Raw genomic sequence first — 13,796 nt, forward strand, 5'->3', positions numbered from 1 at the left:
TTGTCGAATCTACTCGGCGGCGGGTGAGCGTTTCCTGAACGGGCGTGTGGCGAAGGGAGTGCCGGCGGTCAGGTCTCGGACAGGATCTCGGGCGTCACCTGGCGAGACGGTGCCGTCACGGCCGCGGCCACGCAGACGGCCGCCGTGACGACCAGCACCACCGCGAGGGCGATCAGGGTCGGGACTTCCAGGATCCGCTCGCGCACCAGGTCGCGGTAGTGCGGATCGGAGAGCACCTCGCGTGCGTTGACGGCTTCGAACGACCGGCCGAGGAAGACCTGCGGGCTGAGGATGACGGTGATCGGCACCGCGGCGGCGACCAAGGTGAACAGCGCGGCGACCCAGCGCAGCGGGGTGGCCGGACCGGCCAGCGCGGGAACCGCCATGGCGATGGCGGCGAGCAGTGCGGCGACGGCGGCGATCACCACGAAGATCCCGAGCGGAGCGGCCGCGATCTCATCGACCGGCAGTGTCGGATCCTCGATGGTGCCGTAGTCGGCACCGCCGAAGCCGTTCCACTGCAGGCCGTGGCCCAGCGGTCCGGAACCGGCCCAGGGAAGCGAGGTCAGGACGATCGCCGCGATCGCCAGAGCCCCGATCACCAGGGCGAAGATGCGCTGCTGCATGGCGAAGAATCTACCGTGCGGGCCCTCTCCTGCGGCGTTGACGCCGGCGTGCACCGAGCGCTAATCTATCGAACAGAAGTTCGAACATCGGTATCTTCCCTGCCGCTGCAACGAATGGTCGTCAGGCGAGGGGAAGCGCATGTCCGATCAGAATGTCCAGAAACAGCCTGCCACTGTGGCGGCGCTGCGGCGCAAGCTCGCGCAGATGTCGGAGGTTTCGACCGGCTCAACCGGCAGTGCCGCCGACGGCTCGACGAGCGGGAGTCCGGTGCTGCCGGTGCCCGGGCCGGTCGCCGAGTTGCTGCCGCGCGGGGGGCTGGTGCCCGGCTCGGTGGCGGCGGTCAGCGGGGCGATGACGCTGCCGGTGGCCCTGCTGGCCGCGGCCAGCGCCGCGGGCGCCACTGCCGCGCTGGTGGGACTTCCGCAACTGAACCTGGCGATGGCCGCCGACCTGGGGGCCGACCTGAGTCGGATCGCCGTGGTCCCCGCGACCTCGCCCGGGACGGGCGGCTCGGCGGTGGACCTGCTCGAGGTGGCCGCGGTGCTGCTGGACGGGATCGACCTGGTGCTGGTCGGCATCGACCGGGTGACGCCGTCGCGAGCGCGGGTGCTGACCGGCCGGGCGCGGCGGCAGTCGTCGACGCTGATGGCGGTGGGGCCGTCCGGGGTGTGGCCCGGCGCCGCGGTCCGCATGGACGCTCAGGTGGCCGGCTACCGGCATCTCCCGTTGCGGCGCAACGGGTACGGACGGATCGGCGGACTCCAGGTGGACATCGGCGTGGCCGGGACGGGCATCGTGCCGCGCGGAGTGCGCTGCGAACTGGTGGCGCCCGGCATCGGGGAAGACGGCCCGCTGCGGCTGGTGGCGGCAGCGCCGCACGACAACCGGTTGCGGGTGGCGAATTGACCCGGGTATTGGCGCTGTGGTGCCCCGACTGGCCGGCGACCGCCGCGGCCCGGGGCCTGGATCTGGTGGGCACCGAACCGATCGCGGTGCTCGCCGCAGGGAAGGTGGTGGCCTGCTCGCGCAGCGCACGACGATCCGGAGTCCGTCGGGGCATGCGGAAACGACAAGCCCAGGCCGCCTGTCCGGAACTGACGGTGACGCAGGACGATCCGCACCGGGACGGCCGCTTCTTCGAGTCGGTGGTGACGGCGGCGACCGCCGTGATCCCGATGACCGAAGTGCTGCGGCCCGGTCTGCTGGTGGCGGCCGCCGACCGCGCCGCTCGCTACTTCGGTGGGGAGACCGGCCTGGCCGAGGCGGTGGCCGAAGCGGTCGAGGCGATCGGCGTCACCGCGCAGGTCGGGGTGGCCGATCAGCTGTTCACCGCGGTACTGGCCGCCCGTGCGGGCCGCATCGTGTCGCCTGGCGGGGACGCCGCCTTCCTGGCCGACCGGCCCGTCGCCGATCTGGTGATCGAGCCGTCGCTGACCGTGGCGGGCCGGGACGACCTGGTGAACCTGCTGTGGCGCTTGGGATTGCGGACCCTCGGCCGGTTCGCCGAGCTCGACGTCGCCGATGTGGCCTCCCGGTTCTCCGCCGATGCGGTGCTGGCGCATCGGATGGCGTCGGCGGAGCCGGGGCGGCGGCCGGCGCGGGCCCCGATCCCCGCGGACCTGGAGGTGATCCATCACTGCGATCCGCCGGTGGACCGGATCGACGCGGCCGCCTTCCTGGGGCGGCGGCTGGCCGAAGACCTGCATCGTCGTCTGTCGGCGGCGGCGCTGGCGTGCACGCGGCTGACGGTGCACGTGGTCACCGAGCAGGGGCAGTGGCATTCGCGGACCTGGCGGGCCGCCGAGCCGCTGACCCCGGACGCCACCGCCGACCGGGTCCGCTGGCAGTTGGAGGGCTGGCTCACTGCGCAGGACAGGCCGGACTCGCCGCTGGTGCGCCTGATCCTGGAACCGGTGGAACTGGTGGATCCGGGCGCGCTGCAATACGTGCTCACCGGGGCCGGGCTGCCGCCGGACTCGGGGGCCGGCGGCCTGGGCGATCGTGCCCGCCGCTCCCTGGTCCGGGTGCAGGGCCTGCTCGGCGGCGAGGCCGTCCGGGTCCCGGTGCCCAGCGGCGGACGTGGCCCGGCCGAACGGGTCTGTCTGGTGACCTACGGCGACGAAGCCGCGCTCGAGCGCCCCGTCGACGCCTCCTGGCCCGACGCTCTGGCCCGCCCGCTGCCGGCGCTGCTGTCCACGGGGCAGGCGGAACTGCTCGACGCCGCCGGCGAACCGGTGGCGGTGACCGGGCGCGGCGCCTTCAGCGCCGAACCCGTCGAGGTGCGGATGGGCCGGCAGCAGCGGCGCATCCACTGGTGGGCCGGGCCGTGGCCGTTCGGCATCGACGACGAGCCCGGCGCCCGGGGCGGCTTCTCGGCCCGCGCCGGCGCGGTGATGGCCCGGGCGCAGGTACTGCTGGAACCGTCGCCGGAGTCGGGGCAGTCCCGGGCGCTGCTGCTCTGCTACCGCGGGGCCGCCTGGTCGGTGGAGGGCGTCTACGAGTGAGACGTGGATCGGCCGCCGGAGACGATGCCGCCGGCGGCCGATCCGGTCGTATCTACGGCGAAGGCGGTCCGGGCTCGCTGACCTGATCGGCGAACGCCGACCGTACGACGTCGGCGACGCGTGCCTCGGTGGCCTCGTTGATCTCGGTCAGATACCAGGCGCACGGCATCAGGGTGTCCGCCGCACCCGGTTCGCGCTCCAGATGTGCCTTCTCGGTGAGACCGACGGTCATCAGATCGTCGTCGAGCCGGAAGAAGACCAGCACCGGGGCGCTGCGGGCGGTCGCATAGCCCGGCATGCCGTACCAAAGCCGCGGCTTCAGTTTAGGGCCGGCCGAGAGGATGGTCTGGTGCAGCCGCTCGGCGACGGCGCGGTACGGCTCGGGCATCGACTCGATCTTGTCGGTCACCGCCCGCTGATCTTTGCTGACTTTGGGGGCCTTGCTGGGGTCGGACATGGTGTCGGACGCTTTCTCTCGCGCCGCTGACGCGGCATGGACATGACAACTCGCCCGCGGGGTACGGGCGGGTTGCGCATTCTCCATTCCGGACGTGTCCTGAGTGACTCAGTCCTCTCCGCGAATGTGTCAGGTGAGCACTTCACCATCGATTGCGCGAGGCGTGGCAGCGGATGCCACGCGATAAGGATACAGCGAGGGCTTCGGGCCGGGGTTGGTCTCGACTTCGCTCGACCGGCGTGCGGGGCTCGACCGGCGTGTGGGGGCAGACCAACGTGTGGGGTCAGCGATTGGCGCCGCGGGCGAGGAGGGGCCAGTGCTCCAGGCCGTTCGCGGTCTGGGCGACGAGTTCGTCGGCGAGGTTCACCGCGGAGCAGACGTGATTCGGCGCCACCCGGACCCGATCGCCGAGGGCGGGTGCGGCGGCGTCGGGCGGGAACTCGACGACGGCGTGGTGCTCGGACAGCGAGGTGATGCGCGCGTCGGGATGATCGGGGAGCCGGCCGAAGCCGGTGGTCCAAGCAGGGCGGTCCGCGCCGAGCACCTTGCTGCCGGCGTCGAGGACCGCCCTTCGACGGGGCTCAGGGACCTGGGCGTCAGTGCTGACCACGGTGGCGACGGCGACGAGGGCCACGTCGTCCCAGGTGCAGCTGCCCAGCTCCACCTGCTGGGCGTCGTTGAACGGGTAGACCCCGGGACGCACCTCGGTGAGCTCGCCGGCGCCGGTGAAGGCGACGGTCGGGGTGGAACCGCCGCTGATCACTCGTGGTTCGATCCCGCTGTGGCGCAACGACTCCGCCGCGGTCGACAGTGCCTCGGCTTCCTGTCGTGCCGCGTCGCGGCGGGCATCGCCGGGACCGTAACCGTGGCCGGGGAAGGTGAAGACGCCGACCACGGTCAGGCCCGCCTCGCGCGCCGCGGCGGCGAGGGCGCCGGCCTCGCCGGGTGCCACGCCGGTGCGGTGCTGCCCCGAATCGATCTCGACCATCACCTCGACCGGTGCGCCGGCCAGCCCGGCCGCCAGACGCTGAGCTCCGGCAATCGAGTCGACCCCGACGCGGATCGTCGCGCCACCGGCCGCAACGGATTCAGTGAGGGCGCGGAGTCGTGCGGCTTTGTCGTCGGACAGCCACAGCGGGTAGGCGATGAACAGATCGGTGAAGCCGGCCGCCGCGAAGGCTTCCGCCTCGCCGATGGTGGCGACCGTGAGACCGGTCGCGCCGCAATCCATCTGACGCCGGGCCACCTGCGCGCACTTGTGGGTCTTGGCGTGCGGGCGTAGCTCGAGGCCGTGCGCGGCGACCTGCTCGGCGAGGGTTTCCAGATTGCGGCGGAGCACGGCGTCGTCGACCAGCAGGTAGGGAGTGTCGGTCATGGAAGCCAGTGTGCCTTCTGGTGGCGGTCGTGGGGGCGGCCGCTGTCCTTTCGACTCGGACTCGCCTAGCGGCTCGTCCGGCTCAAGGAGCGGTGGGGCGGCTTCCTTTCGACACGGGCTCAAGGGGCGGCGCACAGGGGCCGCTTTCCTTTCGACACGGACTCGCCTAGCGGCTCGTCCGGCTCAAGGAGCGGGTGGGGCGCTCAAGGGGCGGGTGGGGAGGCTCAAGGAGCGGTGGGAGGCTGGGTGCCCAGGGCGGCTTCGGATTCGTCGACCAGGAGGTACTGCTGGTGCATCACGCGATTGGTGAGGCGGGGGGCGGCCCAGTGGCCGAACTCGGCGAGGTCGCCCCAGAAGGAGGTCACCCGCTTCGGCCGGTCGACGATCGCCTTGAGGATCCGGTGCGCAGCCTTGTCCACGCCCCAGATGCCGCGGCGGGACTCGTAGGCGCGGGTGGGGGCGATCATCCGGGTGCGGGTGAGCGGCAGGCGCACCGTGCTGAACGTGACGTGGTCGGACAGCGTCTCCGCGCTCGTCGCATCGGCGAACGCCTCCAGCGCCGCCTTCGAGGCCGCGTAGGCGCCGAATCGCGGTGCGCGGCTCTGCACCTCGGCCGAGGACACGTTCACGATGTGCCCGGCCTGCCGGTCGATCATGTGCGGCAGCACCGACAGCGTCATGTACACCGCGCCGAAGTAATTGACCGCCATCATCCGCTGGTAGTCGTGCGCGCGGTCCACGGCGTTCACCGAGGCGCGCCGGATGGACCGGCCGGCATTGTTCACCAGGACGTCGATGTGGTCGTGCTCGGCGATGATCGACTTCACCAGCGTGCGCACCGAAGCCTCATCGGTGATGTCGGTGGGATAGGCCGAGGCCACCCCCAGGGGCATGCCCGGCTTGGGCAGCTCGGCGTTCAGCTCGTCGGCTACCTCGACCAGTCGGTCGGCGTCGCGGGACACCAGGATCACGTTGGCGCCGCGCGTGATGCACATCCGGGCCGTCGCCTTGCCGATCCCGGCCGAACCGCCGGTGATGACGATGTTCTTGCCGACCAGCGCCCCGCGTGGATCGTCCCGGCGATGCCGTCCCGGATCCAGCTTCTCCGCCCAGTACTTCCACAGCGTCGGCGCGTAGTCGGCGAGCGCGGGCAGCCGCACGCCGAGACCGTCGAGGACAGCGACGGACGTATCGGACAGCACGGTCACCGGCACGGAGATCGAATCGAGGACCACCGGCGGGATGCCGAGTTGCTCGGCCACCAGGTCGCGCCCCGGGCGCAGCGGATTGTGGCTGGTGGCGGCCAGCATCGGCCGGGCCAGCGCGCCGGGCACGATCTCGAAGCCGCGCGGTCCACCGAGTGTCGGGGCCATCATGTTGAACAGGTCGGTGGCGGTCCGGTGCTCCGGGTCGCACAGATGGAAGACCAGCCCCGATTCGCCGGGGCGGTAACCGGTCAGGGCCACCAACGCGTCGGCCACATAGTCCACCGGCACCATGTTGAGGGAACCGCCGTTGGGCAGTGGAATCGGCAGGAACGAAGGCAGGCTGCCCACTTGGGCGAGCCGGGGGAAGAAGAAGTAGGGGCCGGAGATCTTGTCGATCTCGCCGGTCACCGAATCGCCCACCACAGCCGACGGCCGGTAGATACGCCAGCTCAGGTCCGGTGTTTCGCGCACCACGCGCTCGGCCTCGAACATGGCGCGGTGATACGGCGTCGGGAAATCCTGGCCGAGATCGAAGTCGTCCTCGGAGAAGACGCCGTCGTGATTCCCGGACACCCCGATCGACGAGAAGTGATGCAGCATGGCGCCGTGCCGCGCGGCGAACTCGGCGATCCGTGCGGTGCCCTCGACGTTGACGGCCTGCAGCGTCTGTTCGCCTGCGGTGAGGTCGTGGAGAGCGCCCAGATGGATGACGTGATCGATGGGCTCCAGCGCGTCCTCGTCGTGCAGTCCCAGCCCCTCGGCGGTGAGGTTGCCGACGGCCGTGACCACCCGGTCACCGCCCGGAATGTGTTCCAGGGCCAGGGCGAATCGGGGCAGAGATGCCGAACGCACCAGGACGGTCACCGTGGTGTCTTCCCGGGCCAGGAGACGTGACAGAACGCAGCGGCCGGTGAAGCCGCTGCCTCCGGTCACGAAGAAATGCGTCACTAGAACAGGTTGTCATAGATCGGTGAGTCGGCGTGCGTGCGACGCATTCTCGCCACGCTCTGGCACGGATCCGTGCCAGAGCGCTCGAGTTCGGATCCCGGTCTCTCCGGATGTCGTCTAAGTTCGCATCATGCACAACGTGCCCGTCTCCGTGACGCCGAGAACGCCGCCGACGCACAGCGACCGCAGAGGCCTGTTCGGCGTCGTCGTCGTGTCGCATGGCGGGAACCACCATTCCCACCCCGCTGTATCCGATCTACCGCACGGACTTTCACTTCTCCGTCTTCATCGTGACGGTGGTCTTCGCGACCTACGTGGTGGGCGTGCTGCTGGCGCTGTTCACCGTGGGCCGCTGGTCCGACGTCTTCGGCCGGATCCCGATGCAGGTGGCCGCGCTGCTCTCGGCGATCGCGTCCACCGTGCTGTTCCTGGTGGCGGACGACCTCACCGTCCTGCTGGTGGCCCGGTTCTTCGCCGGGCTGGCTTCGGGCGTGTTCGTGGCGACCGCGACCGTGCACATCGTGGAACTGGCTCCCCGGTCGTGGGCGGACGGCAAGGCGTCGTTCCTGGCCACCGCGATCAACGTCTTCGGTCTGGGCATCGGGCCGCTCTTCGGCGGACTCGTGGTGCAGTTCATCAGCTACGAGCCGCTGCGCACCGTGTTCTGGATGCTCCTCGGCCTGCAACTGGTGGCCTTGCTGGTGATCTTCTTCGTCCCCGAGACGGTGCTGCGTCCGCCGCATGCGCGCCCGCCGGGGATCCACATGCTGACGGTGCCTCCCTCCGCGCGCTTGGCTTTCCGCCGGGCGCTGGTGCCCGGGATGGTCGGCTTCGCCGTGCTCGGCCTGTTCGGTGCGGTGGCGCCGAGCCTGCTGAGCGAGTCCATGCACATCGACTCGGTCGCGATTCAGGGGCTGGCCGTGTTCGGCGTGTTCGCCGGCTCGGCCCTGATGCAGTTGACGACCGGCTCGGTGCCCGCGCGGCGGCTGATCCTGCTCGGCTGCGCGCTGCTGATGCTCGGCTGCATCGGGATCTCGGTGTCGATCCTGTTCGACTCCGCGACCGGCTTCATCGTCGCCGGTGTGGTGGCCGGCGCCGGCCAAGGCGCGACGATGTCCAAGGGGGTCGAGCAGGTGGCCGCGGCCGCCCCGGCTGATCAGCGCAGTGCGACCACCGCGACCCTGTTCTTCTGCTTCTACATCGGCCTGGCGATTCCGGCCATCGCGATCGGTGCCGCGGCGCTGGAATGGGGGCTGCCGCACACCGCGGAGGTCTTCGGCGGGCTCTGCGCGATCGGCGCCGCCGTGGCGCTGGCGCTCAACTACTTCGGCCCGTACGTTCCGATCCAATCCGAGACAGACCCTGTATCGAACTGATGTTCTAATATGGCTGGGTGGGATGGAGTAACGGACCGCCGAGCTGGTCGGAGATGGAGCGGGTGCTCTCCGGCCGTCCGCCGTCGGCCTCCGACCGGCGCGGGGAGACGTTTCCGCCCAACGCCCGCGAGCCCGAAGCTCTCGGTGACGGCGGGGATTCTCCGGCGTGGTCGCGCAAGCGCGGGGCCTACCGGCGGGAGTCTGTGGAGCAGGGGCACTCGCGCATCCCGTACGCCGAACTGCACGCCCACAGCTCCTACAGCTTCCTCGACGGTGCCTCCCTGCCCGAGGAGATGGTCACCGAGGCGCAGCGGCTGGGACTGACCGGGCTGGCGCTGACCGATCACGACGGCGTCTACGGGGTGGTGCGCTTCGCCGAAGCGGCCCGCGAATACGGGATGGCGACGGTCTTCGGTGCCGAACTGTCGCTGGAGCCGGACGCCGCCCGCGCCGGGGCGGTGGACCCGCCCGGCGAGCACCTGCTGGTGCTGGCCCGCGATGCCGAAGGCTATCGGCGGCTGTCCCGGGTGATCGCCGACGCGCACATGAGCGGGGGCCAGAAGGGGCTGCTCCGGTACGACCTCGACCTGCTGACCTCCTCGGCCGGGCACTGGACCATCCTCACCGGCTGCCGCAAGGGTGCGGTGCGACGGGGACTGGCGCGCGGTGGTCGTGCCGGAGCACGAAAAGCGCTGGGGGAGCTGGTCGACCGCTTCTCCCACGACGCCGTGGTGGTGGAGCTGACCGCCTCGGGCACCAGCGACGACGACGAGCGCAACGCCGTGCTCGCCGGCGTGGCCGCCGAGTTCGGGCTGCCCACCGTCGCCACCACCGGCGCCCACTTCTCCGGCCCGGAACGCCGCCGGCTGGCCATGGCGGTGGCGGCGGTGCGGGCGCGCACCGACATCGCCACCATCGCCGGCTGGCTGCCCGGGGTGGGCGGCGCCCACCTGCGCAGCGGCGACGAGATGGCCGCGCTGATGCCGGCCCACCGCGACGCCATCGACAACGCGGTGTCGCTGGCCGCCGACTGCTCCTTCTCCCTGGGCCTGATCGCACCGAAACTGCCGCCCTTCGACGTCCCCGCCGGGCACACCGAAGCGAGCTGGTTGCGCGAGCTGACCGAACGCGGCGCCGTCCGCCGCTACGGCACCCGGGCCGAACGCCCGGACGCCTACCGGCAGATCGACCGCGAGCTGGCCATCATCGAGACGCTGACCTTTCCCGGCTACTTCCTGGTGGTGCACGACATCGTCGACTTCTGCCGCCGCAACGACATCCTCTGCCAGGGCCGCGGCAGCGCCGCGAACTCCGCGGTCTGCTACGCCCTGGGCATCACCAACGTCGACCCGGTGGCCAACCAGCTGCTGTTCGAACGGTTCCTCTCGCCCGAGCGCGACGGCCCGCCGGACATCGACGTCGACATCGAGTCCGACCGGCGCGAGGAGGCGATCCAGTACGTCTACTCCCGGCACGGTCGTGCGCACAGCGCCCAGGTGGCCAACGTGATCACCTACCGCGGCCGCTCGGCCGTGCGCGACATGGCCCGCGCCCTCGGCTACGACCCCGGCCAACAGGACGCGTGGAGCAAAGTGCCCGACTCCGCGCCGGACGACGTGCGCGCCATGGCCGCCGAGATCTCGGCCATGCCACGGCATCTGGGCATCCACTCGGGCGGCATGGTGATCTGCGACCGGCCGATCGCCGACGTCTGCCCCACCGAGTGGGCCCGCATGGAAGGCCGCAGCGTCCTGCAGTGGGACAAGGACGACTGCGCGGCCATCGGACTGGTGAAGTTCGACCTGCTGGGCCTGGGCATGCTGTCGGCGCTGCACTACGCGATCGACCTGGTGGCCGCGCACAAGGGGATCGAGGTGGACCTGGCGAAACTGGACCTGACCGAGGCCGCCGTCTACGACATGCTCTGCCGTGCCGACACCGTCGGCGTCTTCCAGGTGGAGTCCCGCGCGCAGATGGCGACCCTGCCCCGGCTGAAACCGCGCACCTTCTACGACCTGGTGGTGGAGGTGGCGCTGATCCGGCCCGGCCCCATCCAGGGCGGCTCGGTGCACCCGTACATCCGGCGGCGCAACGGCGACGAGGAACCGGCGGTGGAACATCCGTCGATGGCCAACGCGCTCGACCGCACCCTGGGCATCCCGCTGTTCCAGGAACAGCTGATGCAGCTGGCGGTGGACGTCGCCGGGTTCGACGCCGCCGAAGCCGATCAGCTGCGGCGCGCGATGGGTTCCAAGCGCTCCCCGGAGAAGATGGAGCGCCTGCGCGCCCGGTTCTACGAGGGCATGGAGGCCACCCACCAGATCACCGGGGAGATGGCCGACCGGATCTTCGAGAAGATGGCCGCCTTCGCCAATTTCGGTTTCCCGGAGAGTCATTCGCAGAGTTTCGCCTCGCTGGTCTTCTACTCGGCGTGGTTCAAGCTGCACCATCCGGCGGCCTTCTGCGCGGCGCTGCTGCGGGCCCAGCCGATGGGCTTCTACTCGCCGCAGTCGCTGGTGGCCGACGCCCGCCGGCACGGGGTCACGGTGCACCGCCCCGACGTCAACCGTTCGGTGGTGCACGCGGAACTGGAGAACGACGGCCTGGACGTGCGGATCGGGCTCGGCGCGGTGCGCGGGCTGGGCGACGAGGCCGCCGCCCGCATCGTCGACGCCCGTACCGCGGACGGGGCGTTCCAGAGCGTCGCCGACCTGTCGCGCCGGACGGAACTGACGGCGGCGCAACTGGAATCGCTCGCCACGGCCGGCGCCTTCGAGTCGCTGGGCCTGGACCGGCGGGCCGCCCTGTGGGAGGCCGGCGCGGTGGCCGGGCTGCGCGAGGACCAGTTGCCGGTGGTCTCCCCGCGGCAGGCGCCCACCCTGCCGGGCATGTCCGACGTGGAACTGGCGGCGGTGGACGCGATGTCCACGGGCATCACCCCGCACACCTATCCGACGCAGTACCTGCGGCCGCGGCTCGAAGCGATGGGCGTGACCCCGGCCGACGGCCTGCTGTCGGTGCCCGACGGCACCCGGGTGACGGTGGGCGGTGCGGTGACCCACCGCCAGCGCCCGGCCACCGCCGCCGGCGTCACCTTCATCAACCTGGAGGACGAGACGGGGATGGTGAACGTGGTGTGCTCGGTGGGACTGTGGGCGCGCTACCGCACCCTGGCACAGACCGCGTCGGCGCTGCTGATCCGCGGCAAGGTGCAGAACGCGGAGGGCGCGGTGACCGTCGTCGCCGACCGCCTGCAGAAACTGGACCTGCGGGTGGGCACCCGGTCGCGGGACTGGAGCTGAGCGGCGGGGCAGGCCTTAGGCTTCCGGGCATGGAGGTACCCGAGCAGATCGCGGTGACGGTGAAACCCAACAGCCGCAAAGGACCGCTGATCGAGACCGGCGAGGACGGCGCGCTGACCGTCTTCGTGCGCGAGCCGGCCACCGAGGGCAAGGCGAACAAAGCGGTCGCGCTGCTGCTGGCCAAGCACTTCGGGGTGCCCAAGTCGACGGTGCGGTTGATCGGTGGCGCCACCTCGCGCACCAAGCGATTCCGGATCGGATAACACCGGCCGCCCCGCCGCGATAGTGTTCCGGGCAAATCGCAGATTTGTACGCCGAAGGAAGCGGGGAGCCGTATGGAGATCGTGATCACCGACCACCCGGAGCAAGTGGTCGCCGACATCATCAGCGCGGAGATCGCCGCCGGTGCCACGACATTGGGGCTGGCGACCGGATCATCGCCGGTGGACACCTACAAAGAACTGGTCCGGCGACACAAGGAGGAGGGCCTCTCCTTCGCCGGGATCAACGCGGTGATGCTCGACGAGTACGTCGGGCTGCCGCCGGATCACCCGGAGTCGTACGCCCGGTTCATCCGCGAGCACTTCAGCGATCACGTCGACATCGGCGAGGTCTATCCCCCCGACGGCATGGCCGAGGATGCCCAGGCCGCCGCCGACGCCTACGACGAGCTCATCAAAGAGGTCGGGCCGGTGGACGTCCAGATCCTGGGGATCGGCAGCAACGGGCACATCGGCTTCAACGAGCCGTCGTCGTCGCTGTCCTCGCGCACCCGGATCAAGACGCTCACCGCGAAGACCCGGGAAGACAACGCGCGCTTCTTCGACTCGATCGACGAGGTGCCCCGGCACGTGATCACCCAGGGGCTGGGCACCATCTGCGACGCCAAGCACGCCGTCCTGGTGGCCACCGGTGAAGGCAAGGCCGACGCGATCGCGGCGGCCGTGGAGGGCCCGCTGTCGGCGTCGTGCCCGGGCTCGATCCTGCAGTGGCATCCGAACGCGACCATCGTCGTCGACGAGGCCGCGGCGAGCAAACTCCGCGACGCGGACTACTACCGCTACGTCTACGACAACAAACCCGGCAACTGACGGCTCACTGCGCCCCGGGGAACCCCTGCTGCCGCCAGGCCTCGTAGAGCGCGACGCTGGTCGCGTTCGCCAGATTCATCGAGCGGCGGTCAGGGAGCATCGGGATGCGCAGCCGTTCGGTGACGTGCGGGTCGTCGAGCACCTCGTCGGGCAGGCCGGTCGGTTCCGGCCCGAACAGCAGCACGTCCCCGGGGCGGTAGGTGACGTCGGTGTGGAACGTGCCGGCGTGCGCGGTGAAGGCGAAGACCCGTTCGGGCTGCAGCTTCTCCCACGCGGTGGCCAGGTCCGGGTGGACGGTCACGTGCGCCATCTCGTGGTAGTCCAGGCCGGCCCGGCGCACCTGCTGGTCGGTCATGGTGAAGCCGAGCGGCTCGATCAGGTGCAGCTGCGCGCCGGTATTGGCCGCGATCCGGATCGCATTGCCCGTGTTCGGCGGGATGCACGGCTGGTAGAAGACGATGTGGAACGGCGCGGAGTCAGGCACCGGGCCATTCTCCCAGGTGATGTCGCCGTCGAGGAGCGGGGTGGCGTCGCCGGTCGTGAGAGCGCCGCAGATCTTGGCGCTCGAACCGACCGCCACGGTCGGTCAAAGAGCCAAAATCTAGGACCGGGGTCAGCCGGCGGCGCGATCGGGCGCCCAGCCGTCGGGAAGGGCGCCGGTGGCCAGATACTCCTCGGCCCGCTCCCGGGTGGGGGCGTCCAGGTCGGCGTCCATGTGCGGGTAGATGACCGGCTCTTCCTTCCGGTTGTGCGAGACCAGCAGTTCCATCAGCGCGGCGCAGTCGGCCGCCACCTGGGAGCGGGTGGGCTCGGCATCGACGTCGTCGCGGGCGAGCAGGCGCTCCAGGTCTTCCGGCTCTTCGGTTCTGAGAGTGCGTAGGTGAGGTTCGGGACGAGCGCGGGCGACC

General features: G+C 70.8%; 10 protein-coding genes and 2 pseudogenes. 6 read left to right on the forward strand and 6 right to left on the reverse strand.

Annotated elements, in window-relative coordinates; all coding sequences use genetic code 11:
• Positions 1-68: 68 nt before the first annotated feature.
• The gene (locus tag ABD732_RS14615; protein WP_344785005.1) at positions 69-626 is read right to left on the reverse strand and encodes a hypothetical protein; all 558 of its coding nucleotides are present in this window, start codon (positions 624-626) and stop codon (positions 69-71) included.
• 139 nt (positions 627-765) lie between these two features.
• Here ABD732_RS14615 and ABD732_RS14620 point away from each other — a divergent pair, with 139 nt between their 5' ends.
• Positions 766-1,533: a hypothetical protein gene (locus ABD732_RS14620; protein WP_344785007.1), complete on the forward strand. Its 768-nt coding sequence runs from the start codon at positions 766-768 to the stop codon at positions 1,531-1,533.
• Entirely contained in the window at positions 1,530-3,131 is a 1,602-nt protein-coding gene (locus ABD732_RS14625) for a DNA polymerase Y family protein (RefSeq protein ID WP_344785009.1), read from the forward strand. Before ABD732_RS14620 ends, ABD732_RS14625 begins: the two co-directional genes overlap by 4 nt.
• A 52-nt stretch (positions 3,132-3,183) precedes the next feature.
• Here ABD732_RS14625 and ABD732_RS14630 read toward each other — a convergent pair whose 3' ends face one another.
• From ABD732_RS14630 to ABD732_RS14640, 3 genes are all read right to left on the reverse strand, one after another.
• Positions 3,184-3,588 (reverse strand): DUF1801 domain-containing protein, encoded by a 405-nt coding sequence (locus tag ABD732_RS14630; RefSeq protein WP_344785011.1) that lies wholly within the window; start codon positions 3,586-3,588, stop codon positions 3,184-3,186.
• A 283-nt stretch (positions 3,589-3,871) separates the two neighbouring features.
• The gene (locus ABD732_RS14635) at positions 3,872-4,963 is read right to left on the reverse strand and encodes an alanine racemase (protein ID WP_344785013.1); all 1,092 of its coding nucleotides are present in this window, start codon (positions 4,961-4,963) and stop codon (positions 3,872-3,874) included.
• Between the two features lie 224 nt (positions 4,964-5,187).
• Positions 5,188-7,119 carry an SDR family oxidoreductase gene (locus ABD732_RS14640; protein WP_344785015.1) on the reverse strand — a complete coding sequence of 644 codons (1,932 nt, stop codon included), beginning with the start codon at positions 7,117-7,119 and terminating at the stop codon, positions 5,188-5,190.
• 215 nt (positions 7,120-7,334) lie between these two features.
• On the opposite strand from ABD732_RS14640, the pseudogene ABD732_RS14645 reads away from it, so the two are divergent.
• The 4 genes and pseudogenes from ABD732_RS14645 to nagB form a co-directional block, all read left to right on the forward strand.
• Positions 7,335-8,495: pseudogene (locus tag ABD732_RS14645) on the forward strand (MFS transporter); the annotation flags it as partial.
• Positions 8,496-8,512: 17 nt separating this feature from the next.
• Positions 8,513-11,797 carry an error-prone DNA polymerase gene (locus ABD732_RS14650; RefSeq protein ID WP_344785017.1) on the forward strand — a complete coding sequence of 1,095 codons (3,285 nt, stop codon included), beginning with the start codon at positions 8,513-8,515 and terminating at the stop codon, positions 11,795-11,797.
• Between the two features lie 29 nt (positions 11,798-11,826).
• Positions 11,827-12,060 (forward strand): DUF167 domain-containing protein, encoded by a 234-nt coding sequence (locus tag ABD732_RS14655; RefSeq protein WP_344785019.1) that lies wholly within the window; start codon positions 11,827-11,829, stop codon positions 12,058-12,060.
• A gap of 72 nt (positions 12,061-12,132) precedes the next feature.
• Positions 12,133-12,888: a glucosamine-6-phosphate deaminase gene (nagB, locus tag ABD732_RS14660; protein WP_344785021.1), complete on the forward strand. Its 756-nt coding sequence runs from the start codon at positions 12,133-12,135 to the stop codon at positions 12,886-12,888.
• Between the two features lie 4 nt (positions 12,889-12,892).
• Here nagB and ABD732_RS14665 read toward each other — a convergent pair whose 3' ends face one another.
• Positions 12,893-13,372, reverse strand: coding sequence for a tRNA (cytidine(34)-2'-O)-methyltransferase (locus tag ABD732_RS14665; protein WP_344785023.1), 480 nt, complete (start codon positions 13,370-13,372; stop codon positions 12,893-12,895).
• 129 nt (positions 13,373-13,501) lie between these two features.
• Positions 13,502-13,796: pseudogene (locus ABD732_RS14670) on the reverse strand (hypothetical protein); the annotation flags it as partial.

Source organism: Gordonia caeni (assembly GCF_039537105.1).
Taxonomy (GTDB): Bacteria; Actinomycetota; Actinomycetes; order Mycobacteriales; family Mycobacteriaceae; genus Gordonia; species Gordonia caeni.